The 21,379-nt window shown below is 63.2% G+C and carries 30 protein-coding genes; 11 read left to right on the top strand and 19 right to left on the bottom strand.

Annotated features, from left to right (window positions below; all coding sequences use genetic code 11):
- Window positions 1-5 precede the first annotated feature (5 nt).
- Genes CWE16_RS03610 through CWE16_RS03600 form a run of 3 tightly spaced genes read left to right on the top strand, consistent with a single transcriptional unit; the run spans window position 6 to window position 3,866 of the window.
- Window positions 6-1,694: a cytochrome c oxidase subunit I gene (locus CWE16_RS03610; protein WP_131593096.1), complete on the top strand. Its 1,689-nt coding sequence runs from the start codon at window positions 6-8 to the stop codon at window positions 1,692-1,694.
- 5 nt (window positions 1,695-1,699) lie between these two features.
- Window positions 1,700-2,305, top strand: a complete 606-nt coding sequence (locus CWE16_RS03605) for a cytochrome c oxidase subunit 3 (RefSeq protein ID WP_131593094.1) — start codon at window positions 1,700-1,702, stop codon at window positions 2,303-2,305.
- A 40-nt stretch (window positions 2,306-2,345) separates the two neighbouring features.
- Window positions 2,346-3,866: a GMC oxidoreductase gene (locus CWE16_RS03600; RefSeq protein ID WP_131593092.1), complete on the top strand. Its 1,521-nt coding sequence runs from the start codon at window positions 2,346-2,348 to the stop codon at window positions 3,864-3,866.
- Here the strand turns inward: CWE16_RS03600 and CWE16_RS03595 are convergent.
- The 9 genes from CWE16_RS03595 to CWE16_RS03555 all read right to left on the bottom strand — a co-directional run bounded on the left by CWE16_RS03595 (window position 3,848) and on the right by CWE16_RS03555 (window position 9,517).
- Window positions 3,848-4,315, bottom strand: a complete 468-nt coding sequence (locus CWE16_RS03595; protein WP_131593090.1) for a hypothetical protein — start codon at window positions 4,313-4,315, stop codon at window positions 3,848-3,850. The two genes, CWE16_RS03600 and CWE16_RS03595, sit on opposite strands and share 19 nt — an antisense overlap.
- An 85-nt stretch (window positions 4,316-4,400) precedes the next feature.
- On the bottom strand, window positions 4,401-5,060 hold the full coding sequence (locus tag CWE16_RS03590) for a hypothetical protein (RefSeq protein ID WP_131593088.1): 660 nt from the start codon (window positions 5,058-5,060) through the stop codon (window positions 4,401-4,403).
- Entirely contained in the window at window positions 5,032-5,391 is a 360-nt protein-coding gene (locus CWE16_RS03585; protein WP_131593086.1) for a hypothetical protein, read from the bottom strand. The genes CWE16_RS03590 and CWE16_RS03585 overlap by 29 nt, the downstream gene beginning before the upstream one ends.
- The gene (locus tag CWE16_RS03580) at window positions 5,388-5,750 is read right to left on the bottom strand and encodes a hypothetical protein (protein WP_131593084.1); all 363 of its coding nucleotides are present in this window, start codon (window positions 5,748-5,750) and stop codon (window positions 5,388-5,390) included. The genes CWE16_RS03585 and CWE16_RS03580 overlap by 4 nt, the downstream gene beginning before the upstream one ends.
- A complete protein-coding gene (locus CWE16_RS03575; RefSeq protein WP_236629555.1) occupies window positions 5,750-6,280 on the bottom strand; it encodes a MotA/TolQ/ExbB proton channel family protein in 531 nt (176 codons plus the stop codon). The genes CWE16_RS03580 and CWE16_RS03575 overlap by 1 nt, the downstream gene beginning before the upstream one ends.
- A 10-nt stretch (window positions 6,281-6,290) precedes the next feature.
- On the bottom strand, window positions 6,291-7,124 hold the full coding sequence (locus tag CWE16_RS03570) for a sulfite exporter TauE/SafE family protein (RefSeq protein ID WP_131593082.1): 834 nt from the start codon (window positions 7,122-7,124) through the stop codon (window positions 6,291-6,293).
- Window positions 7,121-7,648, bottom strand: a complete 528-nt coding sequence (locus tag CWE16_RS03565) for a rhodanese-like domain-containing protein (protein WP_131593080.1) — start codon at window positions 7,646-7,648, stop codon at window positions 7,121-7,123. The genes CWE16_RS03570 and CWE16_RS03565 overlap by 4 nt, the downstream gene beginning before the upstream one ends.
- Before the next feature lie 85 nt (window positions 7,649-7,733).
- Window positions 7,734-8,846: a rhodanese-like domain-containing protein gene (locus tag CWE16_RS03560; protein ID WP_131593078.1), complete on the bottom strand. Its 1,113-nt coding sequence runs from the start codon at window positions 8,844-8,846 to the stop codon at window positions 7,734-7,736.
- Window positions 8,847-8,893: 47 nt separating this feature from the next.
- The gene (locus CWE16_RS03555) at window positions 8,894-9,517 is read right to left on the bottom strand and encodes a class I SAM-dependent methyltransferase (protein ID WP_236629554.1); all 624 of its coding nucleotides are present in this window, start codon (window positions 9,515-9,517) and stop codon (window positions 8,894-8,896) included.
- A gap of 27 nt (window positions 9,518-9,544) precedes the next feature.
- Here CWE16_RS03555 and CWE16_RS03550 point away from each other — a divergent pair, with 27 nt between their 5' ends.
- The gene (locus tag CWE16_RS03550; RefSeq protein WP_236629553.1) at window positions 9,545-9,907 is read left to right on the top strand and encodes an ArsR/SmtB family transcription factor; all 363 of its coding nucleotides are present in this window, start codon (window positions 9,545-9,547) and stop codon (window positions 9,905-9,907) included.
- Between the two features lie 3 nt (window positions 9,908-9,910).
- On the opposite strand, the gene gorA is transcribed toward CWE16_RS03550, so the two are convergent.
- Window positions 9,911-11,272 (bottom strand): glutathione-disulfide reductase, encoded by a 1,362-nt coding sequence (gene gorA, locus CWE16_RS03545; RefSeq protein WP_131593076.1) that lies wholly within the window; start codon window positions 11,270-11,272, stop codon window positions 9,911-9,913.
- 170 nt (window positions 11,273-11,442) lie between these two features.
- Here gorA and CWE16_RS03540 point away from each other — a divergent pair, with 170 nt between their 5' ends.
- Window positions 11,443-11,679 (top strand): hypothetical protein, encoded by a 237-nt coding sequence (locus CWE16_RS03540; protein ID WP_131593074.1) that lies wholly within the window; start codon window positions 11,443-11,445, stop codon window positions 11,677-11,679.
- Window positions 11,680-11,694: 15 nt separating this feature from the next.
- Here the strand turns inward: CWE16_RS03540 and CWE16_RS03535 are convergent, their stop codons facing one another.
- Window positions 11,695-12,213: a phycocyanin subunit beta gene (locus CWE16_RS03535; protein WP_131456363.1), complete on the bottom strand. Its 519-nt coding sequence runs from the start codon at window positions 12,211-12,213 to the stop codon at window positions 11,695-11,697.
- 94 nt (window positions 12,214-12,307) lie between these two features.
- Here CWE16_RS03535 and CWE16_RS03530 point away from each other — a divergent pair, with 94 nt between their 5' ends.
- Window positions 12,308-12,868 carry a DUF2808 domain-containing protein gene (locus tag CWE16_RS03530; protein ID WP_236629552.1) on the top strand — a complete coding sequence of 187 codons (561 nt, stop codon included), beginning with the start codon at window positions 12,308-12,310 and terminating at the stop codon, window positions 12,866-12,868.
- 91 nt (window positions 12,869-12,959) lie between these two features.
- A complete protein-coding gene (locus tag CWE16_RS03525; RefSeq protein WP_131593072.1) occupies window positions 12,960-13,610 on the top strand; it encodes a ParB-like protein in 651 nt (216 codons plus the stop codon).
- On the opposite strand, the gene infA is transcribed toward CWE16_RS03525, so the two are convergent.
- Window positions 13,607-13,876, bottom strand: coding sequence for a translation initiation factor IF-1 (gene infA / locus CWE16_RS03520; RefSeq protein ID WP_006041809.1), 270 nt, complete (start codon window positions 13,874-13,876; stop codon window positions 13,607-13,609). The two genes, CWE16_RS03525 and infA, sit on opposite strands and share 4 nt — an antisense overlap.
- Window positions 13,877-14,099: 223 nt before the next feature.
- On the opposite strand from infA, the gene CWE16_RS03515 reads away from it, so the two are divergent.
- Together CWE16_RS03515 and CWE16_RS03510 are read left to right on the top strand one after the other, a co-directional pair.
- Window positions 14,100-14,348, top strand: coding sequence for a Nif11-like leader peptide family natural product precursor (locus tag CWE16_RS03515; RefSeq protein WP_131456357.1), 249 nt, complete (start codon window positions 14,100-14,102; stop codon window positions 14,346-14,348).
- Window positions 14,345-14,983, top strand: a complete 639-nt coding sequence (locus CWE16_RS03510; protein ID WP_236629617.1) for a pseudouridine synthase — start codon at window positions 14,345-14,347, stop codon at window positions 14,981-14,983. Before CWE16_RS03515 ends, CWE16_RS03510 begins: the two co-directional genes overlap by 4 nt.
- Here CWE16_RS03510 and CWE16_RS03505 read toward each other — a convergent pair.
- From CWE16_RS03505 to CWE16_RS03485, 5 genes are all read right to left on the bottom strand, one after another.
- Window positions 14,952-15,731, bottom strand: coding sequence for a methyltransferase domain-containing protein (locus tag CWE16_RS03505; RefSeq protein WP_131593068.1), 780 nt, complete (start codon window positions 15,729-15,731; stop codon window positions 14,952-14,954). The genes CWE16_RS03510 and CWE16_RS03505 overlap by 32 nt on opposite strands.
- Before the next feature lie 37 nt (window positions 15,732-15,768).
- Window positions 15,769-15,984: a hypothetical protein gene (locus CWE16_RS03500; protein WP_131456352.1), complete on the bottom strand. Its 216-nt coding sequence runs from the start codon at window positions 15,982-15,984 to the stop codon at window positions 15,769-15,771.
- 78 nt (window positions 15,985-16,062) lie between these two features.
- Window positions 16,063-17,025, bottom strand: a complete 963-nt coding sequence (locus tag CWE16_RS03495) for an NmrA family NAD(P)-binding protein (protein ID WP_131593066.1) — start codon at window positions 17,023-17,025, stop codon at window positions 16,063-16,065.
- Window positions 17,026-17,080: 55 nt separating this feature from the next.
- The gene (petM, locus tag CWE16_RS03490; RefSeq protein WP_007100308.1) at window positions 17,081-17,179 is read right to left on the bottom strand and encodes a cytochrome b6-f complex subunit PetM; all 99 of its coding nucleotides are present in this window, start codon (window positions 17,177-17,179) and stop codon (window positions 17,081-17,083) included.
- Window positions 17,180-17,205: 26 nt separating this feature from the next.
- Window positions 17,206-18,405, bottom strand: coding sequence for a N2,N2-dimethylguanosine tRNA methyltransferase (locus CWE16_RS03485; protein WP_236629550.1), 1,200 nt, complete (start codon window positions 18,403-18,405; stop codon window positions 17,206-17,208).
- On the opposite strand from CWE16_RS03485, the gene CWE16_RS03480 reads away from it, so the two are divergent.
- The gene (locus CWE16_RS03480) at window positions 18,388-19,404 is read left to right on the top strand and encodes an alpha/beta fold hydrolase (RefSeq protein WP_131593062.1); all 1,017 of its coding nucleotides are present in this window, start codon (window positions 18,388-18,390) and stop codon (window positions 19,402-19,404) included. The genes CWE16_RS03485 and CWE16_RS03480 overlap by 18 nt on opposite strands.
- Window positions 19,401-19,931 (top strand): acetolactate synthase small subunit, encoded by a 531-nt coding sequence (ilvN, locus tag CWE16_RS03475; RefSeq protein WP_131456344.1) that lies wholly within the window; start codon window positions 19,401-19,403, stop codon window positions 19,929-19,931. Before CWE16_RS03480 ends, ilvN begins: the two co-directional genes overlap by 4 nt.
- 5 nt (window positions 19,932-19,936) lie before the next feature.
- On the opposite strand, the gene CWE16_RS03470 is transcribed toward ilvN, so the two are convergent.
- Together CWE16_RS03470 and CWE16_RS03465 are read right to left on the bottom strand one after the other, a co-directional pair.
- Window positions 19,937-20,620, bottom strand: a complete 684-nt coding sequence (locus CWE16_RS03470) for a peptidylprolyl isomerase (protein WP_131593060.1) — start codon at window positions 20,618-20,620, stop codon at window positions 19,937-19,939.
- An 11-nt stretch (window positions 20,621-20,631) separates the two neighbouring features.
- Window positions 20,632-21,168 carry a photosystem I assembly protein Ycf4 gene (locus tag CWE16_RS03465; protein ID WP_131593058.1) on the bottom strand — a complete coding sequence of 179 codons (537 nt, stop codon included), beginning with the start codon at window positions 21,166-21,168 and terminating at the stop codon, window positions 20,632-20,634.
- Between the last annotated feature and the right edge of the window lie 211 nt (window positions 21,169-21,379).

The following is a 21,379-nucleotide window of genomic DNA, read 5'->3' as shown; positions in this document are numbered from 1 at the left end:
GAACCATGACCACCACAAAGTACGACCCCCGTGTTCTTAAGGCGCCCCATCCAGTTCCGGGAGCTCCTGACAACTGGAAGCGGTTCTTTACATTCAATACAGACGCCAAAGTGATCGGGCTCCAGTACATGGGCCTGTCGCTGTTCTTCCTGCTGGTTGGCGGCCTGTTGGCGATGGTGATGCGCGGTGAGCTGATCACACCACCATCGGATCTTGTAGACCCAACCGTTTACAACGGTCTCTATACAATGCACGGAACAGTGATGCTGTTCCTGTTTCTCTTTCCGGTTCTTAACGGTTTCAACAATCTGTTGATCCCCACGATGATCGGAGCACCAGACATGGCATTCCCGAAGGTGAATGCTGCGGCCTTCTGGCTCGTGCCGGTGTTTGCCGTTGTGCTTTTAGCAAGCTTTTTCGTTCCAGGCGGTCCAGCATCCGCCGGCTGGTGGTCTTACCCACCAATCAGCATTCAGAACCCCCTGGGGCATCTCATTAACGGAGAGTTCCTGTGGATCCTGGCGGTGGCCCTTTCGGGAATCTCCTCAATCATGGGCGCGATTAATTTCGTGACCACCATCATCCGCATGCGGGCACCAGGCATGGGGTTTTTCCGCATGCCTGTGTTTGTTTGGACCGCATGGGCCGCCCAGACCCTGCAGCTTGTCGGTCTGCCCGCTCTGACCGGCGGCGCAATCATGCTCCTGTTTGATCTGAGCTTCGGCACCAGCTTCTTCCGCCCTGAAGGTGGCGGTGATCCAGTGCTCTATCAGCACTTTTTCTGGTTTTATTCGCACCCGGCCGTTTATGTGATGGTTCTGCCGGTGTTCGGAATTTTCTCCGAGCTGATCACGGTTTATTCCCGCAAGCCTTTGTTCGGCTACAAGTTCGTGGCGATCGCCTCATTCATCATCACTTTTCTGGGCCTGATTGTTTGGGTGCATCACATGTTCTATTCGGGAACTCCTCAGTGGATGCGCAACCTCTTCATGGTGACCACGATGTTGATCGCCGTCCCTACAGGAGTGAAGGTATTCGCCTGGCTTGGCACCCTCTGGGGCGGCAAGATCCGACTTACCACACCGATGCTATTCGTTCTGGGGGGCCTGGTGAATTTCATCCTCGGCGGGATCACCGGCATCATGCTTGGCACCGCACCGATTGACATCCATGTGGGCAATACCTATTTCGTGGTAGCCCACTTCCACTACATCATCTTCAATACCATTGGCTTCGGCATCTTCGCGGGTATCTATCACTGGTTCCCCAAGTTCACCGGCAGGATGTATTACGAAGGCTTGGGCAAAGTGCACTTCACCCTGACCTTTATTGGTGCCACCCTCAACTGGCTTCCCCTGCACTGGGCAGGACTCTATGGAATGCCCCGCCGGGTGGCCTCCTACGACCCAGAGTTCGCTCTCTGGAATGTGATCGCCAGCATCGGGGCCTTCATGCTTGGCGTGGCCTCGATTCCCTTCATCCTCAACATCGTGAGCTCCTGGGCCCGCGGTGCCAAGGCATCCGCCAATCCTTGGAATGCCATCGGTCTTGAGTGGCTTTTGCCTTCGCCACCTCCGGCCGAAAACTTCGAAGACGATGTGCCCACCGTCATCAGTGAGCCCTACGGCTATGGCCTGGGCAAACCCCTCGTGAAAGACGAGGACTACTACATCCGCCGCGCCCAAGAGGCCTGAAGATCATGACCACCGCCAATCCAGATCTACCGCTTGATCACCAGCCAGGCCACATCAAGCATGACGGCCACAATCTCACTGGTTTTATCATCTTTCTCTGCTCAGAAAGTATCATTTTTCTGGCCTTCTTCAGCGGCTTTGCCCTGTTGAAACTCACGGCACCGGAATGGTTGCCCGAGGGAGTAGAGGGACTGGAAACCAAACTGCCATTGATCAACACGATCATCCTGGTGAGCTCCAGCTTCGTGGCCTACTTCGCGGAGCGCTGCCTGCATAAAGAAAACCTCTGGGGATTCCGGGGTTTCTGGCTGCTGACCATGGCCATGGGCAGCTACTTCGTGTATGGGCAGTACTTGGAATGGTCAGAACTTCCCTTCAGCCTGAGCAGCGGTGTGTTCGGCGGAACCTTCTATCTGCTCACTGGATTCCACGGGTTGCATGTGATCACAGGCATTCTGCTGATGGGTCTGATGCTCGCCCGCTCCTTCCGACCCAACAACTATGCGAAGGGGGAGATGGGAGTCACATCCGTGAGCCTCTTCTGGCACTTCGTGGATGTCATCTGGATCATCCTCTACCTCTTGATCTACGTCTGGCAGCGCAGCAGCTGATTCCGCAACGCTTCTCGATCTTCACAGCCATCACTCAGCCATGATCATCGACGATCGCCATTACGACTTCATCGTCATCGGCAGCGGCGCCGGTGGCGGAACCCTGGCCGGAGCTCTGACCCGCCTGGGCCACACGGTGCTGGTGCTGGAGCGTGGCGGAGCCATGGCGCTCGAAGACCAGAACGTTGCCGATGTGGATCTGTTCCGCAAGGACCGTTACCACCCGAGGAATGAACGCTGGTTTGGGCCGGATGGTGATCCCTTCGCCCCGCAGACCACCTATGCCCTGGGCGGCAACACCAAGATCTGGGGGGCAGCACTCGAGCGGATGCGCGAGAGAGACTTCGGCGAAGTCCCACTGCAGGAAGGGGTCTCTGCGGCATGGCCGTTCGATTACAACGCTCTCGCGCCCTACTACGACAAAGCTGAGGCGCTGTATCGGGTGCATGGCAAGGCCGGCATCGACCCGACCGAACCCAACCGCTCGGGCCCCTACGCCCATGCCCCGAAACCGCTGATTCCATTCCTTGAGCCCCTGCGCGAAGGACTGCAACGCCAGGGATGCCAGCCCTACGACCTTCCCCTGAGCTGGTCCGAAGATCGGGAGGATCCCAGTGGCGATGCTGAGCTCTTCGGTCTCAATGAGGCGGACAGCACCAAGCTCGAGGTGCGCAACCAGGCCAAGGTCACGCGCCTGCATGTGAATCCGAGCGGCCGAGCCGTGAAAGGCGTCGAAGCGGAGGTTGCCGGAGAGAGTTGGCTGTTCAGCGCCGACATCGTGGTGCTGGCCGCCGGTGCGGTCAACTCCTCAGCGATCCTCCTGCGCTCGGCCAACCACCACCACCCTCGCGGTCTGAGCAATGGTTCCGATCAGGTGGGGCGCAACCTGATGAATCTGCAGCTCACTTCAATCCTGCAGCTGGCTGCTGAACCCAACAACGGCCGCTATGCGCGCTCCCTAGGCATCAACGACTACTACTGGGGAGACAAAAACGTCAGTTTCCCCCTCGGACACATCCAGAGCGCAGGCGGTGTGCTTCAGGATGCGCTGTTCGCCGAATCCCCGCCGGTGCTGTCTTTGGTGAGCAAACTGCTCCCCGATTTCGGCCTGGAAAGGCTCGCGTCGCGCTCGGTGGCCTGGTGGGCCATGACCGAGGTTCTGCCGGATCCCCACAACAAGGTGTGGCTGAACAACGACCAGATCAGAATCAACTACCTGCATAACAACCGTGAGGCCCACGATCGGCTGGTGTACCGCTGGATCGATACGCTGAAGGCGGTGGAGAGCGATCCGATCACTCGCGTGGTGAGCACAGCGCCGACTCACCCCCGCGGGGAAGCACCACTCAGCGTGGTGGGCTACGCCTGCGGAACCTGCCGCATGGGAGACGACCCCGCCGCCTCCGTGGTCGATGCCGACGGCCGCAGCCATGAACTCGACAATCTCTATCTCGGCGACACCAGTGTCTTCCCGAGTTGCCCCAGCGTTGGACCAGGTCTCACCACCATCGCCCTGGCCTTGAGGTTGGCGGACACCCTGCATCAACGGGTGAGCAGATAAGCGCGCATGCTGCCGATGGCTCCGGCCCGCTCTGGCTCCACCACCAGGGCACCGGCAAGCAAGCCTGCGGCAACAACAGCATTGGGAAGCCATCGGGAGGCCAGACGCGCCTCGAGCTCCGAGTTGACCTCCGCCTCGGGATAAAGGCTGAGCACAGCCATCACTTCCCCATCGTCCATGAACTGACGCACCAAAGGGGTGAGCAGAGAATCCGGGAGAAACCCCTGCTCACGCTGAAACTGATGCTGAACGGCGTGAAAGAACTCGTGCCGTGCCACTTCCGCGAGGGAACGCCCACGTTGCAAGGCCACCTTGGGGCAAAGACTGACCTGCTGGCTGACGGGATCGAAACTCCCAGCTCCGCTCTCAAATATCTGACAGGCCACACCGCCCTCCTGCACGCGAAATCCGGCAAAGGAGGCCAGCAGCACCAGCAGAAATAGGGGCATGAATGAAGGAGTTAAGGGGGTTAACAAGTCCTTAACCCCTTCATTCTTAAGGGTCTCACCCGATTCCCTCTGTGCGCAATTAGACCTAATTCAGGGTCTGCCGCGCGATCCAGACCCCCTGATCGTCCGCTCGCAACTGGAATTGAGCCGATGACGACGTCATCGTCAACTTGTGAAGTTGTTTTGCGCTGCGTCCGCCAAGGGCCTTCAAGGGGAGTCGACGGATCTGAGCACCCTCCGGAGCGGGGCCAAACAGCTCGGGCCAGCCCGGCACCGGCACTGCTTCGCCCCAGAGTCGGCTGATTGTCTCTGGAGAGAGCGACTCAGGGCCTTCGAACGCAGTGGCAACGCCAGGAGTCGAGCGGGCGAGAACTGCTTGGCTGCTCGCTGCTTTTGAGTTGGCTGCTTTTGAGGTGGCGGCCTTGCCGTTTGCAGCCCTGCCCCCACAGCCATCCTTCGCTTCAGGCTGCTCTGTGGTCTTGAGCAGCTCTGGCGGTGGAGGCGGCAGGGTGGCGCTCAGGCTGAGCACCGAGGCGGCCACCAGGGGTTCCTTGCGATTGAGGCGACGACTCAAGCGCACGAGCTGAGGCGTGTTGTCGATCACCGCAGGCTCCGGCGGCGAGGCCACGGCCCCACGGCCACGCCAGCTGCCAAGGCCGATGAGCAGTGCATGAAGGAGAACCGCAATCGCGAGGGGAAGCGCCAGGGGCAACGCCTCAGGAGCGCGGCGTCGGAGGAAGTTCAAGGTCCACATGAAGGGGGCTGGAATCAAGACGGGGAAGCAGGTCCTGCACCACACCCCAGGGGACCTGGGGAGCGACCACAAGGCGGATCCTGGTGGAGGGGGCGAGGCGACGGGTCCGCGCCAGAAGCCCGGGGAGGGCCGCAGAGGCAATCGGCTGATTCCACAACCGAAGAGACCCATCCGCAGCCAGATGGAGGCTCACCACGCCTCGACGGGCCGGCAACTGTTGCTGCCATTGAGGAAGCAGCAACAGCGCCGTTGCCAACAAACAGAGGCAGAGGCTGGAGCCGCTGAGGGCCAGCAACCAGTGAGCCGAAGCGGGATCCCTCATGGCTGCCACGCCCCTTCAGGACGGTCAATCCGTACGGGACGATTGCTCTGCGCTCGAAGCCAGCGCAGATCCCCCGCCACATCAGCAGCGGTGCGGGTGCTGGAAGGCATCAGCACCACAACGGAAGGCTTCGGGCTCGACTGGCGAAGCGAGCGGGACAGGACCGCAGCAGACACCGCATCACCGTTGAGATACCAACTGCCAGTAGCGGAGCGAACCACCAACCATTGGCGGGTCACCGGCGTGCGCTGCCCTTCAGCGAAGGTGTCGAGCCGTGGAGAGGAGAGCAGGCCAGGAAGCACAGCCAGCAAGGTGCTGAGGCTGAGCACTGCAACGCAAGTGGCGAGCAGGAAAGGCATCAGACAAGCTGCGCGCGTCGCAGCAAACAGGCCTCTTCGAAGCGGCCGATGACCGCCTGGCGCTGCATCCGGGTGAGCCGTTGCACGAGCAGGGCGACCAAAGCAATCAGCAGACCCAGCACGGTTCCCGACAGAACCTGGCTATAAGCAGCGAGCAGATCAGCACTGCGGGCGGGGAGTACCAAGTCGGGGCCTAGGGCTTGGAGCAGACGCATGAGGCCCACCACCGTGGTCAGAAGACCAAGGAGGGGACCCAGCACCAGGGCGAGATCCAGGAGCGGATCCCAACGGGACAGGGAGCGCTCCAGGCGACGCACCAGCAGGTCCTGGTGGAGAGACTGCTGAGATGGACGACAACTGTCGAGCTCGGCGAGCCATCCATCCAGCCGCTGATCCTGCCGTTGACGCCATTGCCACCAGAACAGAATCCGGTCGACCGCCACAGCCACCACGGCGATCGAAAGCAACAACAGGGGCACGATCAAAAGACCTGCCTGGCGGAGGGAGTCAGCGCTCAGCACAACTGCCATCAGGACTCAATCACGCAGACCCTAGAGAGGGCCACTGAACGGTGCTGTTGCTCACTTGCTTGACAGGGGCGTTCTGTCGACGCAACCCCTCCCATCCCGTGAGCAGTGCCGCAGCGACCAACAGAACGGCAAAGCCGATGCGGAGCTGGCGATCCTTGAGATGGGGAGCGAGGGCCTGACCGACCAGCCCCCCCGCCGCACCGCCGATCAACAGGGGAATCACCAGGGGCAAGCGTTCGGCAGGCCAATGCCCCAGGGCACCGAGGGCCACCAGGCTGTTGAGGGCGATCAGCACCAGGCTGGTGCCGCTCGCCAGCTGCATCGGTAGGCCTGCCAGCAAGACGAGGGCGGGCACGATCGCAAAGCCGCCACCCACGCCAGCGATGCCGGTCAGCAAGCCCACCAACACCCCCTGCAGCATCAGCGCCGGTGCCCGCACCGTGGCAGCGGCAACAGCAGGCTCGTGATCCGCACGATCCGATCGCTTCTGGCGACTCAGCATCAGCCAGGCCGCCAGCAGGGCCGCGACGGCAAACACCGCCAGCTGCACGGGCTCGGCAATCCAGCCGGCCTTCACCATCGTGCCTCCGATCCAGGCCCCCACCAGGGCGGGGACCCCCAGGAGCAGGGCCGGACGGGGCGCGACAAGGCGACGGCGCAGGTAGGGAATCATGTTGGCAATCGCCAGCAGGGTCACCACCACCAGCGACAGGGGCACCGCATCGCGGGTGGAAAGGCCGGCTCCCGTCACGAGGATGGGAAGCAGCAGGATCGAGCCGCCGGCTCCGAGCACCGCCAACAGGAACCCGATCACAGCACCGCCGAGAAGCAGCAACGCGATCACGGGCGCACCTGATTCCAGGGCATGGCAGCCAGCAGTCGGGCCATCCCGCAGAAACCGCTGATGCCGGCAACCATCAAGCCGGCACCGACAAAGCCGCTGAGCCAGATCCAGCCCGGTGCCACCAGCACCGACAGAAGCACGCCAGCGAGCACCAGGCCACCGGCCACGATCTGCACCTGACGCATCAGGGGCAACGGCGCCCCCTTGCGCTTCTCCACGGGAAGTCCGGCCTGCTGCCAGGCCAGCATGCCGCCCTCCAGATCCGCGAGGCCTTCGCCGAAGCCCTTGGCGCGCAGAGCCGCCATCCCCCGCTCACTGCGGGCACCGCTCTGGCACACCAGCACCACAGGGGCGGAGGGAAGCGGCGCCTCAGTGAGCTGGCCGAGGGGCACATTGCGGCTGCCGGCGATGTGGCCGCCGACGTATTCCATCGGTTCACGCACGTCGATCACGCTGACGCGACCCTGGCGCAAACGGTCCTGCAATTCGTGAGGGCTGAGACGCAAGGGAGTGGTGCTGGTCATGGCGAAGGGATGGGGTGAATGGGAAGGGGAAGAAGAAGGGGAAGAGAGGCGATGAATCGACCCTGGGACGCAGGGCCTGTTCCGCTCAGACGCTGAGGGGTTCGGGCATGGGCAGACCCTTGCGATACCAGTCCTGAAGACCGCCGCGCAGGTTGGCGACCCTCTTGAAACCGGCCTTGATCAACTGCTGGGTGGCCAGGGCGGAACGGCTGCCGGCATGGCAGAACACCACGGTGGCAGCCTCCGGATCGAGCCGATCGAGATGCTCCGCCAGCTCGGGCAGAGGGATGTTGCGGCTGCCAGGCAGCGCGCCATCGGGCCCCTTGGCTTCATCGGCGTTGCGAACGTCGAGAATCGTGAGCTCGGCGAGATGGTCGGCGACCCACTCGGGCTCCAGCTCGGGCAGGCCGGAGTAGCTGCGCTTCAACGGTGCCCAGGCGGGTTGGTCCGGCCCATCGCCCTGGGGGCGGCCACTGCGCAGATTCGCCGGCAGGGCCTGGGCGATGCGATGCGGGTGGGGAAGCTTGAGTGAGTCCATGTGAATCACGAAATCCCGCTCATCGGCCCCACCACCCAAACGGGCGTTGAGGGCACGCTCCTCAGCCACGCTGGTCATCTGACGACCGCTGTAGTCGTGGCCGGGATAGAGAAGGCACTGGTCGGGCAGGGAGAGGATCTGCTCGGTGATCGAGCGGTAGAGCGTGCGCGCATCTCCCTGCTGAAAGTCGCAGCGGCCGCAGCCCCTGATCAGGAGAGCGTCTCCGGTGAAGGCCGCACTGAGATCATCGAGCACATAAGTAAGACAACCATCGGTATGTCCTGGAGTGGCACGCACCTCCAGGAAACGGGCTCCGAAGGCGACCCGATCGCCGTGACGCAAGGGCTGGGTGACATGCTCGGCGCGAGCGGCGGCGGCGAGGCCGATGGCGGCACCGGTGGCTTCATGCATCAGCCAGCTGCCGGTGACATGGTCAGCATGGGCGTGGGTGTCGAGGCAGGCCATCAGATCGACCCCCAGCTCACGCACCAGGGCGAGATCCCGGTCATGGCGCTCGAACACCGGGTCGATCAGCACACCCTTGGCCGAGGGCACATCCACCAGGATGTAGGTGAAGGTGCCGGTCTCAGCATCGAACAACTGGCGCAAAAGCAGGGAATGACCTCCTGCGGCGCTGAGGAGCAGCGGGACAGCAACCATGACAAGCTCAAATTGCTGTTATGAGCTTACACGCATAACAGCATTGATCAAATGGCTCGGCCTCGCAGCTGCACAACAGCGCTCTCTCCCTGGTGATAACGCCCTTCCCTGATCAAGCGGCGACGCTCCCGCAGGATCTCGAGCCGCAGTCCAGACAACTCCCGCTCCAGCTGATCGGGCTCCACCAGCAAGTCGAGCAATGGGGGACCACCGCTTCCAAGCCCCAGCTGCCTTGGGGTGTAAGCCTCCAGCAACAACACACCGCCAGGGCGTAGCGCGCAGACCGAGGCCGCCAGCACCTGCGCTCGCAGGGGTGGCGGCAGATGCATCCAGATCGCAACCACAAGATCCACGCTCCCCGGCTCAGGCCGCCAGTCGGCAAGGTCACCTTGCTGGGTCTTCAGGGACAGCCCCCTGGACTCCGCCAGGGCCTGAGCTTTGTCGAGCCCCACAGCACTCAAATCCTGAGCTGTCACGTGATGACCGAGCGCCGCCAGGTGCACGGCGTTACGCCCCTCACCTTCTGCCAGGCACAACGCATCACCGACCGGAAGCTCCGCGGCCTGTTCGCGCAGGAAGTCGTTGGGCTGGTCGCCATAGGCATACCCCTCCTCCCGGTAGCGCTGATCCCAATACAAGACGTCCATGGAGCCGTAGCGATCCAACTGCATAATGCCTGTATCGGCATAGGAGGGAGGATGGCTGGCAAGACAGGGCCTGCGGAGGGCTGCACCATCAGCCAGCTCTCCCCGGAGATGGTGGAGGAGCTCAGTGGCTTTTTCCGGTTGCTCGGCGAACCGGCGCGGCTGCGTTTGATGTGCGAGATCCGCAATGGCAGCAATGATGTCGCCACCCTGATGGAGCGCACGGGCTTCAGCCAGTCGCACCTCAGCCGCCAGCTCGGCCAACTGCAGAAAGCCGGGCTCGTGCAGGTGGAGCGGGATGGGAACCGCTCTCTGTATACGGCCACCGATCCGGTGGTCGAAGCCATCTGCCAGCTGGCGCAGGAGCGGCTGATGACCCACCTGCGCCGACGGCTCGACAACCTCGGAGCCGCCTGAGCATCACCCCATCGTCACGAACTCCTCTGAGACGGTGGGATGCAGCGCCATCGTTCGATCGAAATCGGCCTTGGTGGCCCCCATGCCAACGGCGATCGCGGCCATCTGAATGATCTCGGCCGCATGCTCACCCACCATGTGGCACCCCAACACCCGATCAGTCGAACGTTCCACCACGAGCTTGAGCAAACAACGAGGCCCCCGCTGAGGCAAAGCCTGCGCCATGGAGCGGAACCGAGCCCGATGAACCACGACAGCCTCACGGCCATATCGCTCGACCGCCTGCTCCTCACTCAGCCCCACCGTGGCCAACTCCGGCTGACTGAAAACGGCACTAGCCACTAGCTCATGGCTGACCTGCCGAGGGGCCTGACCAAAGACGCTGTCGGCGTAGGCCCGCCCTTCATCCACCGCCACTGGCGTGAGACAGATCCGATCGGTCACATCGCCGACGGCATCAATCCCGGGAACATTGGTGGCCTGCTGGGCATCGACCGGAATGCGATGACCTTCGAGCGCCACCCCAGCGGCCTCCAAATTGAGGCCATCAAGAAAGGGACGCCGACCGGTGGCCAGCAGCACACCACCGCAGGAGAACGTTTCGCCCGCCTGACTGAGGACCTCAAGGGCGCCGGGGGCTCCGCTGATGGCCGCCGGACTGTGGCAGAAGCGGAGGTCGATGCCCTTCTCCTCCATCCCTTCCTGCACCACCGCCGAGAGCTCGCGATCGAAGCCGCGCAGCAGGTGGTCGCCACGCACCAGCTGGGTCACCTGCACCCCTAAACCACTGAGAATGCAAGCGAATTCACAGGCGATGAAACCAGCACCGACCACCAGCACATGGCTGGGGAAGCCTTCCTGCAGAAACATGTCATCGCTCACCCAAGCCAACTCAGCACCCGGAATCTGCGGGCGATGGGGACGACCTCCGACGGCGATCAAGACCCGCCCCGCCTGCAGGACCTGGTGGGCTTCGGCTCCGGGCGTCGCCGAGACGGCGATGTGATTGGCATCCTGAAAGCGCCCCCAACCGGAAACGAGCGTGACCCCGGCCTTCTCGAGCAAGCCGATGTGAAGCGTGTTGAGTCGATCAACCTCCCGACGCACATTGGCCAGTAACTGCGCCGAACTGAAACGCGCGCCGGCGATCTCCACGCCGTAGGCAGGAGCTTCATCGAGCTGCTCGCGCACCCTGGATCCGTAGACCAGGAGCTTCTTGGGCACGCAGCCGCGAATCACACAGGTCCCGCCGACCCGATCCCCCTCCACGATGGCGACCCGAGCACCATGGCGGGCGGCCCGCTTCGCAGCAGCCAGCCCCCCCGAGCCAGCGCCAAGAACCACGAGGTCAAAGGAGGTCTGCATCGGCTATGGAAGACAGAACATTGAGGTGCATCGCCATTGTGATGGCCCTGGCCATGCACCCTGGCCATCAAGAAGTGCTTCCTTCAAACAATCAGATTCCATCGAGGTGCGCCGGAACACAGCCCAAAAGTAAAGAGCTCGTTATCTTGAGGGAAAGGAAGTTTTTACCCATGACCCGTCGCCAACGCTCTCAGCCACCGGATCCTGCCCTCGCCCCAGAGGTGCGCCGTGAGCTAACCATGATCATCACCAGCGACGACATGGGCGCTCAACTCAAGAGGCTGGCCCAGGAAGGTCGGCGCGACGACTGCATTGCGCTCATGCAAGAGCTCGGCGACTGGCAAAGCCGCACTAAAAAAGGGAGCAAGGAGCCCATTCTCTGGATCCCCTCACTCCCAAGCGATTGACCTCACGGTCGCTGATCAGGCGACAGCAGCGGCAGCGCGGTCGAAGTAGGTGCCGATTTCGGACATCAGAGCGGAGCAGTCACCAGCGGTGATGCCGTTCTTGTCGTTGGCGATGGAGATGGCAGCGTCCTTCATCTTGCGGACACCTTCAGCCACGGAAGCGCCGGGGACGCCCAGGGCCAGGTAGGTCTCACGCAGGCCGTTGAGGCAACGATCTTCCAGGACGGAAGCGTCGCCGGTGAAGGCTGCGTAGGTGACGTAGCGGAGGATGATCTCCATGTCGCGCAGGCAAGCAGCCATGCGGCGGTGGGTGTAGGCGTTGCCGCCGGGGGCGATCAGAGCGGGCTGCTGAGCGAACAGTTCGCGGGCAGCGTTGGTGACGATGGCGGAAGCGTTGGAGGTGATGCGGTTCACAGCATCCATGCGCTTGTTGCTGTCAGCAACCATGGCAGCCAGAGCATCGATCTGGCCGGCGTTGATGAATTCGCCGCGGGCGTCAGCCTGGGCAACAACCTTGGTGAAAGCGTCGAACATGGGGATCGGAGAGGGGAAACGGTCCTTGCCGTCAAATTAGGCAGGCGCAACACACGAGTGCGACCCAGAATCAGCGGCGTCTGATCGCTTTCCCATGCGGCGTTTGCGTGCCGGCCTCACGGCCATGATCACAGGCTCCCTCCTTGCGACAGCCTCTCTCTTTGCGATCGCCCCAGCGGCTCCAGCCCTGGAGGTGGAGGGGCAGACCAGTTTCGTGGCGGTGCCCACCAAGGCCAAATTGATCAATTACCGCTGGTATGCGTTTGAGGGAGGCGCGGTGATGTACGTGGTGATGGAACTGCCGTCGGGAGCGCAGGCGGGCCTTGGGGGGATCAGCCTGGAGCAAATCCGCGGCGTTCAACCCGCGTTTTATTACGGAGCGATTCAACCCACCGCCTTCCTAGGAACCCCCCGGCGCCAAGGAGCTGCCCTGCCGGTGTCGGCCAGCTTCAGCAACGAGGCCCGTTCGGTGGCGATCAGCTTTCCCGATCCCGTGCCGGCTGGATCAACCGTGACCGTGGCCTTCGAACTCGGTGTGAACCCCCCTGCTGATCTTTATGTGTATTCGATCTCAGCCACACCCTGGGGGCCCAATCCCATTGAGCAGGATGTGGGAGTGGTGCAGATGAGCATCTTGGACAACGGCGGACTCTGAGGCCTGACCGCTAGCGCAACCCAGGCCTGGGGCGGGATCAAAGTCGCCGGAAGCTTCGCCATAGTGAACCAATTCTCTTCAGGCCGAGACCCTGCACCTCCATCGCTACGACCCCATCCCCGATCCGGGCGACGGCTTCAAGCTGTTTGAAGTTGCTGTCGGTGCACTGCAGCCGACTCAGATGTGCATCGGCATGGCTGAAATCCGCAGCCGGCAGTTGGATTTCAGCGAGGAGAGCCAAGAGGAGCGTCGTCGATACCTCCGCAGCAAACCGGTGCCACTGGTGCGCAACGGCGCGGGCGATCTCTGGATGGTGGATCGACATCACCGACTGCGGGCCCTACTCGAACTGGACAGCCGCGTGAGCACCTATGGGTATGTGATCGCCGAGGTGGAAAGTCACGATCGCAGCGACGTGCTCAGGGAACTACAACGACGCGGCTGGCTCTATCTCCATGACGGACGAGGGAAGGGGCCGTGCCCTCCGGAACAGCTGCCGTCGAGCCTGCTGGACCTTGAGGATGACCCTTACCGGAGCCTGGTCTGGAAGCTCAAGAAAGAAGGAGTCCTGAGACCCCAGCCACTGATCCCTTATCACGAATTCCGCTGGGGGGCCTGGCTTCGTAGCCGCCCCTTGCCGCCGTTTCATTCAGGATTCCTCGATCCTGCGTTACCGGCGGCCAGGCGCCTGGCACGGTCGGCAGCCGCCTCGCATCTGGCCGGCTGGAAAGGGGAGGCTTAGCGGCGGCGGGGGCCGCCGGGGCGATTGCCGCCCGGACGGCCACCGGGAGCACCTGCATTGCGCTCGCGATAAGTGATGCGGCCGCGGGTCAGGTCATAGGGGCTGATCTCAACCAGCACCTTGTCGCCTGCCAGCAGCTTGATGCGGAATTTGGTGAGCTTGCCTGCAGCACGGCAGAGGCACTGATGACCGGCGGGTTGCTCCAGGGTGACGAGGTAGAAGCCATTCCCCTGCTCTTTTTCAATCACACCCGAGGTTTCGATCATTCGGCAGTGCCAGAACGCAATGGTGAAACCAGTTTAGGTGGCCGCCTGCAACCCCCGAAACAAGCCATTCCCACTAGGGTCATCGACCACGGTGCGCCATGCGGTGATTCTCCCCCCCTTGACCCTTGATTTGGGCCTCCTGTTGATTTCCATCGGGATTGTGAATCTCTGGCGGGCTCGCCAAAGCTCTACGTAACCTGCGGTCAACACGTCTTCCCCTGCTGTGTCTGAATCCGCTCTGGTCGCTTTTGCGTCACTCGTGCAGTCCGATTCCCAGGTGCGCGAACAGGTCCGTGAGGCTGCCACTCCCAAGCATGTGGTTGATCTGGCCAGCGAGAAAGGTCATGAATTCACTCAGGCCACGCTCATGAAGATGCAGGCCGACAAGATGAAGCATCTGCACGACGACCACCTCAACGGTGCGACCAGCTGGGGCGAAGCCCTGCTGCTCTGCTTTGGCGGCCACAGCTGACAGGCACCATCACCACCCTGCTGCTGCACAAGCCCTACGGGGTTCTGAGCCAGTTCACCCCAGAACCTGGCAGCCGTTGGGGCTGCCTCGCTGATCTTGTGCCAGTGCCTGATGTCTACGCTGCCGGCCGACTCGATGCCGACAGCGAGGGGCTGCTGCTGCTGACCGCCGAGGGGCGGTTGCAGCAGCGACTCACCGATCCGCGCTTCGGCCACTGGCGCACCTACTGGGTGCAGGTTGACGGTGAGGCCGACCCAGACCAACTGCAGCGCCTACGCAGCGGTGTCCTTGTGCAGGGTCGTCAGACCCTGCCGGCCAAGGCCGAGATGCTGGCTAACGAGCGGCTCAGCAACTGGCCGGAACGGGATCCACCGATACGTGTGCGACGTTCGCTGCCCACCTGCTGGCTCGAGATCAGCCTGCGGGAGGGTCGAAACCGTCAGGTGAGGCGCATGACTGCAGCCGTGGGACTTCCCACCCTGCGGCTGATCCGCACCGCCATCGACCTGATGGACGGCCAGCCGCCCCTCAGTTTGGAGGGCCTGGAGCCTGGCCAGTGGCGCTCGCTGACCAGCAGCGAACAACAGCGGCTGCAGGCCCTGCTCAGGCGGCCGGCAGCACGCCGACGAGGGTGACCGCTCGAAATTCAATGCCCTCCACCACACGCCAGGGCTGTTCCGAACGCTCGGCATAGCGCACCTGCTCAAACCCGAGAGCGGTGAAGTCATCAAGGAAGGCCTGCTCCTCCCAGGCGCCACTGATGCAACCACTCCAAAGCTCTGGATCCTGCTGGAGAGCCAGGGGCACGGGGCGATCACACACGATGTCGCTGATCGCGACGCGACCACCAGCCCGCAGCACCCTGCGGATGTTGGCGAGCAGCCGCCGCCGCGAGGAGGGATTCACCAAATTGAGCACGCAGTTGCTCAACACCACATCCACACTGGCTTCTGCCACCAGGGCCATCCCCTCGGCATCCACAGCATCCAGGGCCTCAATCGCCCCCTCGAGAAACTGCACGTTGGCAAACCCGATCCGCTCCGCCACCACAGGCATGGCCGATCGCGAGAGAGCCAGCATGTCTTGATTGCGATCCACCCCGATCACGCGGCCGGAGGCCCCCACCACTTGGGCGCAAATGAAGGCGTTCTTACCGCTGCCACTGCCGAGGTCGAGCACAGTATCGCCGGCCTGCACCCAACGGGTGGGGTCCCCGCAGCCGTAATCACGCTCCACCACGTCTGAGGGGATCACCTGCAGGAGAGCTGGGTCAAAGTAGACGGGAGTGCAGAGACAGGCCTCACGCTCTGAAGCAGCGGCGCCGTAACGCTCTTGAACAGCATCAGTTTGATCAAGACCGGCAGGGCCGCAGCAGGACGACATGCAATCGATCGCGCGAATCAGACCATTGTGGCGAGATTCAGCCGAGGGCCTGCTGCAGCTCCCGCACGGTCTGCCACTGTCCGTAGTAGTAGTTAGCCGTGGCCCGCCGGTCGCCATCCTCAAGACCATCGAAGGCATCGAATCCGAGGCTGCGCCAGAGCTCATGACCACAGGCCCGGGTGAGCTCCTGCTCCGCCTCGCTGCAGAGATTGTCCAGCCGGCGCTGGAGGTTCTTCACTTGCGCGACGGACATGGGTGGCGACGGGGATCAGACCACCCTAACGCCTCACTAGTACAAACCAACCCCTCGCGCTGCGTGGGTGGCATCAGCTCAGAACGGCAGCTTTTTCTTGGCGTCCTTATCGAGATCCTTCTCCATGTCGCGCAAGCGCTTGAGGATGGTGGTGTAGTACTCGCGGATGTAGTCCTCCAGGGTGGTGGCGTCCGCTGGGTCGAGACCGAAAGCACCATAAGTTGCCTCCATCGGTGCATCGAGGCTCTCTCCACCACCGGTGACCTCCGCAAAGGCGAGACGCTCAGCCACGTTCACGGCGGGTTCGAAGAAATTGCAAACCCCGCGCATCAGATCAAGCAGGACGGGAGGAACGCGGAACACCCGGGCTGATTTGCCCGAGGCCTGCTCACAGAGCTGCACCACTTCACCGGTATTCCAGGCCTTCGGGCCCACCACGGGATAGCTGGCTCTGATCGTCTCTGGCCGCTCAAGGGCAGCGACCGCAAAACGGGCCATGTCTTGCGTGTTCATGTAAGCGATCGCCGTGGGGCTGCCACTCACCCAAACCGTCTGGCTCTCAAGAACCGGAATGGCGAACTGACTGATCACCCCCTGCATGAAGGCAGCGCCCTGGAGGATCGTGTAATCGAAATCCGACTCACGCAGCAACTGCTCAGTGCAGTGCTTGATGTCCATCAAGGGCACTTGCCGGAACTGGGCGGCTGCCAGCAGCGAGAGGAATACAAACCTCTTGACGCCGGCCTTCTCGCAGGCCCTCAGCAGATTGAGTTTGCCGTCCCAATCGGTTTCGTAAACACTGCGGGGATCGGACGGGCGACTGGTGGCGGCGTCGATCACAGCATCGACGCCCTCCAGGGCGTAATCGAGACTTGCGGGCTCGAGCAAATCCCCTCGGGTGAGCTCGCAGCCCCATTCCTGAAGGAATGCGGCCTTGCGGGGTGCCCGCACCATGCAGCGCACTTGATGGCCAGCTTCTAAAGCACGGCTGGCAATCTGCCGACCGAGCGTGCCGGTTCCTCCAACCACCAGAACCTGCATGGGGTCCGTCATTGCAAGGAAGGAGCCTAAAGCGGCCACCTCGCCTGCGTGGGGATCAGTCCTTCTGGAGCTTCAGGAGGAGAGCACCACCGGCCAGTCCCACAGGGATCAGCACCCAGAAGATCGCGGCAGTCCCAAAAATCTCCGAGGCCATGGCGGGCAAGCAAAAGCAGCCCCTATTTAACGATCCTCAAGGTCCAGATTGCGGCAACATTGCAACAAGCGCTCGTATGGAGCATCCGTGCGCACCTGACCAGCCATCACTGCACTCCCGAACGCGTTGAATCCCTGGGCCCGCAACGCTGTCACCAGGTCGAGCTGAGAGGGGGGGCCAGGCAGACGCAGACGCTGGGCCAATTCCGCGGTGGGCCAGACCGTGGGCGGCAGTCCTGGATCGGCACTCAGACGCTCGAGCAGACGCCTGGTGGCGGGGGCGACGCTGGCTGGCATCCCCTCCCCAAGCCGACGGAGGTCCTGCAGAAAGGATTGGTTCTGCAACGGCCCCAGCCAGAGCGGACCGCTGACGGCCCAGCGTCCCCCAGCGTTCGAGCAAGCACAGGGGGGCCAGCCCTGCAGGCGCAGCAGGGGCTGAATCGCCTGGGCACCACAGGCATCGCAACGGGCCAGTAAACCGAGTTGGTGCTCCTCCTTCGGCTGCATGTGTTGCCGCAAGCGAATCGCCAGCCGGAAGGTGCGGCCTTCGCTGAAGGCCAGCAGGGGCTGCAGTCCACGGCCAAGCAGCCAGGCTTCCCGGGCCAGGGCGGCGAACTGCAGGCGCAAGGCGATCTCCCAGCTGGCCGGATGCACCCGCGCTGCGGCACCAAAACGACGAACCGCCGCCGGACGGTCATGGCCCGTGGGGGATCGACCGTCGGTGCTTGCCAGCAGCAGCACCCCCTCGAAGGCGAGCGCCTGCACACTCGCCTGCAGCAGGGCATTGGGGCAACCAAAGGCATCGAGATCGATCAGATCGAAATAGCGCTGATCGAGATAGGCCTGACGCAGCAGCACCTCGGCTGGCAACTGGCTGAGCTGAAGACGCTCCCCGAAGGCGGTCAAGGGAGCGAGATTGCGCTGCAGCAGGGGCCCACGCTCCCCATCGGCATCATTGACCCAGAGCTCGGGCAGCAACGGAGCCTCATCGGCGCAAGCTTCCAGCCCCCAGCGCAGGGAGCGGATGCCACAGCCAGCCATGAGATCGAGCCAACGCTGGGGGCGCTGCGACCCGCTCTGACGCAAGCCAGCAGCAATCAGCACCGAGAGATCGCGAGAAGGACGGGAATCCGGCCGAAAAAAACCCTCTCCCAGCTCCAGGACGGCAGCGCCTTCGCGATAGTGAGAGCAATCCTGTCCCAGGGGTTTGTGGCGGCAACCACCCACCAGATTGCTCCGAGGCGGGATGCGGTCCCAGCAGCGACGCCTGCTGACTGGGGCGATGGCGCCGAGTGGCATTGGCAGGGGTTTCGTTCCCACTGGCGGGTGCTGGGGGCGGAATCAGGTCGGCCTCTGCTGCTCCTGCATGGTTTCGGTGCAAGCAGCGACCATTGGCGTCACAATGCCGAGCCCCTTGCCGCTGCCGGATACCGCGTGTATGGGCTCGACCTGATTGGATTCGGACGCTCCGAACAGCCAGGACATCAGCGCCAGCGCCCCCTCGACAACCGTCTCTGGGCCAGGCAAGTGAGTGCCTTTCTCGAGCAGGTGGCACAGGTCCCCCAACGGGGAACTGCGGTGCTTGTGGGCAATTCCCTCGGTGGGCTCACGGCCCTCACCACTGCTGTGTTCAGGCCCGATCTGGTGGCAGCGGTGGCAGCGGCCCCGCTCCCGGATCCAGCCCTGATGCAACCGATCCCCCTGCGCCAGCCAAGGCGCTGGCGGCGCCTGCGCAGACCGCTGGTGGTGCTCGCCATGCGCCTGCTCCCCCTGGAGCTGCTGCTGCCTGTGATCAGCCGCACCGCCCTGCTGCGGATCGGGCTGCAGGGGGCCTATCAGCGCTCGATTCGTCACGACCGGGACCTTCAGCAACTCATTGCCCGGCCGGCGCGACGGGCGACCGCCGCCAGGGCCCTCCGGGCCATGAGCATTGGCATGGCCCTGCGTCCCCGGGGCGCCACGGCACCGGCCCTTTTGGAGCGGCTGAGCCAGACCAGCACCGCCCCGCCGCTGCTGCTGCTCTGGGGCCGCCAGGACCGCTTCGTGCCAGTGCTGATCGGCGAACGGCTGCAGCGGGAGCACCCCTGGCTGGAGCTCGCGGTGCTGGAAAACAGCGGTCACTGCCCCCATGACGAGTCACCGGATGCCTTCCACGGCATGGTGCTGGGCTGGCTGGACCGTACTTTGGAATGCAACGATCCACTGGGAACTGTTCGAGGGGCATGAAGCACACCCTGTCCGTGCTGGTGGAAGACGAATCCGGCGCCCTGAGCCGCATCGCCGGCCTCTTCGCCAGACGCGGTTTCAACATCGATAGCCTCGCCGTCGGGCCGGCGGAGTCGGACGGACGCTCCAGGCTGACGATGGTGGTGGAGGGTGATGAACACACCCTCCAGCAGATGACCAAGCAGCTCGACAAGCTGGTGAACGTGCTGCAGGTGCTGGACCTCTCCCAGATCCCTGCGGTGGAAAGGGAGCTGATGCTTCTGAAGGTGTCGGCCCCTGCGGCTCAGCGCAGCGCGATCTTTGATCTGGTGCAGGTCTTCCGGGCCAAAGTGGTGGACGTGGCCGATGAGGCGCTCACCCTTGAGGTCGTGGGGGATCCAGGCAAGCTCGTGGCCCTCGAACGGCTGATGGCCCCCTACGGCATCCTCGAGATCGCCCGCACGGGCAAGGTGGCCCTGGAGAGGGCCTCCGGTGTGAATACCGAACTGCTCAAGGCGGCCATCACTGGAGGGCGAGTGCCGGCCTGAGCGGATCAGGGAGTGATCAGCTCGGCCCTGATGATCTTGTCGTCTTGCTGGATCGCATCGACCACGTCAAGGCCCTGGGTCACCCGACCAAACACGGCGTAACGGCCATCAAGCTCAGGCAGGGGTCGCAAGGCGATATAGAACTGAGCGCTGGCTGAATCCGGTGCCTGGGAGCGAGCCATGGCCAGAGCGCCCCGGTCGTGGGCGAGCTCGATCTGGAGCAGATCGCTGGGATTGCTGGTGACACGACCGTAACGGGGCTGATCCTCTCCGCGGAACTTCACTTCGAGGGGAATGAAACGAGCCTGACCGGAGGCGGGGTCAATGAAGCTGCCGGTGCCGTAACTGCCTTTGGGAGTTTTGGGATCGCTGGATGCGGGGTCTCCCCCCTGCACGACAAAGGGAACGGGCTCGCGCACCACACGGTGAAACACGGTGCCGTTGTAGACGCCACGCTTCACCAGATCGACAAAGTTACCGGCGGTGACGGGGGCAGCATCACCATTCACCTCCAGGGTGATGGCGCCGCGGCTTGTGGTCATCCGCACCGTCGCCTTGCCGGTCAGGCAGGGACTGGCGGACTGGGCACAGCCGGCAGGCACTGAGGCGGTGGTGGAACGGGCACAACTCGCGAGCAGGGGCACGCAAACGAGCAGAGCCAGGGCGGAACGCCAGAGCTGACGAGGCATCAACAACACGATCAGAGTCCTTCGAGATTCACACCAAGAAACCTGGCCAGTTCGGCGCCTTCCTGCTCCAGCTGGGCGAGGGGGAGGGGTTCGCCAACCCGGGTGAGCGGCATGTCGCGACGCCCCTGCACCCGCAGGGAAACGCGGCGGCGCGTATTGAAACCATCGCGCACCTCAACCTTCACCGCTTTGACATCCTTGATCGGAATCTCAACGCTGATCGGCTTGCGGAATCCCCGACGGGAGATCGTCACCACACCGGCACCTTTGTCGAAACGGTTGGTGCCGGCGCCCACGTCAATGGCAATCACCGCCCAGAGGTAGGTGGCCAGTAGTGCAGCCGCAATGCTGTAGAGCCCCATCACCAAACCCTGGGGAACGAAGATCAGAGCAGCGGGGTGACCAAGGGGCAGCAGGTCACGACCCAGGTAGCTCGAGAGCGAAGCAAGCAAGAAGCCGGCACCACCGATGCTGACCATGAGGGCCACAAGCACATTGGAGAGGCGGCGGGAACCCACCACCGGTTGTTCGAGAAGATCGGCCGCCATCGAAGCCCTGAGGAGGCGACCATTGTGGCCTCCAGCGGGATGGAGAAGCGTTTCAATACAACGGATATCAGCTCTACAACTTCAGCCTCGCGGACCGCTCCGAGATTGTTAAGGTCGCCTGGTATCCCACAGCCTGCGGCTTTCCGCACCGTTCACCCTCATGACGATCGCTGTAGGACGCGCGCCACAGCGGGGATGGTTCGACGTCCTC

This window comes from Synechococcus sp. BS55D (assembly GCF_004332415.1).
GTDB lineage: Bacteria > Cyanobacteriota > Cyanobacteriia > PCC-6307 > Cyanobiaceae > Synechococcus_C.
Note: the sequence above shows the minus strand (reverse complement) of the source record. Positions and strands in the feature narration are given on the sequence as shown.

What these genes read in the sequence shown, in the direction of transcription:
- CWE16_RS03610 (WP_131593096.1), top strand. Translation starts at nt 6, where the DNA reads ATGACCACCACAAAGTACGACCCCCGTGTTCTTAAGGCGCCCCATCCA.
- CWE16_RS03530 (WP_236629552.1), top strand. Translation starts at nt 12,308, where the DNA reads ATGCGGCGTTTGCGTGCCGGCCTCACGGCCATGATCACAGGCTCCCTC.
- CWE16_RS03550 (WP_236629553.1), top strand. Translation starts at nt 9,545, where the DNA reads ATGGCTGGCAAGACAGGGCCTGCGGAGGGCTGCACCATCAGCCAGCTC.
- CWE16_RS03555 (WP_236629554.1), bottom strand. Translation starts at nt 9,517, where the DNA reads ATGCAGTTGGATCGCTACGGCTCCATGGACGTCTTGTATTGGGATCAG.
- CWE16_RS03585 (WP_131593086.1), bottom strand. Translation starts at nt 5,391, where the DNA reads ATGAGGGATCCCGCTTCGGCTCACTGGTTGCTGGCCCTCAGCGGCTCC.
- CWE16_RS03575 (WP_236629555.1), bottom strand. Translation starts at nt 6,280, where the DNA reads ATGGCAGTTGTGCTGAGCGCTGACTCCCTCCGCCAGGCAGGTCTTTTG.
- CWE16_RS03605 (WP_131593094.1), top strand. Translation starts at nt 1,700, where the DNA reads ATGACCACCGCCAATCCAGATCTACCGCTTGATCACCAGCCAGGCCAC.
- CWE16_RS03600 (WP_131593092.1), top strand. Translation starts at nt 2,346, where the DNA reads ATGATCATCGACGATCGCCATTACGACTTCATCGTCATCGGCAGCGGC.
- CWE16_RS03580 (WP_131593084.1), bottom strand. Translation starts at nt 5,750, where the DNA reads ATGCCTTTCCTGCTCGCCACTTGCGTTGCAGTGCTCAGCCTCAGCACC.
- CWE16_RS03560 (WP_131593078.1), bottom strand. Translation starts at nt 8,846, where the DNA reads ATGGTTGCTGTCCCGCTGCTCCTCAGCGCCGCAGGAGGTCATTCCCTG.
- infA (WP_006041809.1), bottom strand. Translation starts at nt 13,876, where the DNA reads ATGATCGAAACCTCGGGTGTGATTGAAAAAGAGCAGGGGAATGGCTTC.
- CWE16_RS03595 (WP_131593090.1), bottom strand. Translation starts at nt 4,315, where the DNA reads ATGCCCCTATTTCTGCTGGTGCTGCTGGCCTCCTTTGCCGGATTTCGC.
- ilvN (WP_131456344.1), top strand. Translation starts at nt 19,401, where the DNA reads ATGAAGCACACCCTGTCCGTGCTGGTGGAAGACGAATCCGGCGCCCTG.
- CWE16_RS03565 (WP_131593080.1), bottom strand. Translation starts at nt 7,648, where the DNA reads ATGACCAGCACCACTCCCTTGCGTCTCAGCCCTCACGAATTGCAGGAC.
- CWE16_RS03535 (WP_131456363.1), bottom strand. Translation starts at nt 12,213, where the DNA reads ATGTTCGACGCTTTCACCAAGGTTGTTGCCCAGGCTGACGCCCGCGGC.
- CWE16_RS03495 (WP_131593066.1), bottom strand. Translation starts at nt 17,025, where the DNA reads ATGCAGGTTCTGGTGGTTGGAGGAACCGGCACGCTCGGTCGGCAGATT.
- CWE16_RS03500 (WP_131456352.1), bottom strand. Translation starts at nt 15,984, where the DNA reads ATGTCCGTCGCGCAAGTGAAGAACCTCCAGCGCCGGCTGGACAATCTC.
- gorA (WP_131593076.1), bottom strand. Translation starts at nt 11,272, where the DNA reads ATGCAGACCTCCTTTGACCTCGTGGTTCTTGGCGCTGGCTCGGGGGGG.
- CWE16_RS03470 (WP_131593060.1), bottom strand. Translation starts at nt 20,620, where the DNA reads ATGCCTCGTCAGCTCTGGCGTTCCGCCCTGGCTCTGCTCGTTTGCGTG.
- CWE16_RS03540 (WP_131593074.1), top strand. Translation starts at nt 11,443, where the DNA reads ATGACCCGTCGCCAACGCTCTCAGCCACCGGATCCTGCCCTCGCCCCA.
- CWE16_RS03505 (WP_131593068.1), bottom strand. Translation starts at nt 15,731, where the DNA reads ATGTCGTCCTGCTGCGGCCCTGCCGGTCTTGATCAAACTGATGCTGTT.
- CWE16_RS03465 (WP_131593058.1), bottom strand. Translation starts at nt 21,168, where the DNA reads ATGGCGGCCGATCTTCTCGAACAACCGGTGGTGGGTTCCCGCCGCCTC.
- petM (WP_007100308.1), bottom strand. Translation starts at nt 17,179, where the DNA reads ATGGCCTCGGAGATTTTTGGGACTGCCGCGATCTTCTGGGTGCTGATC.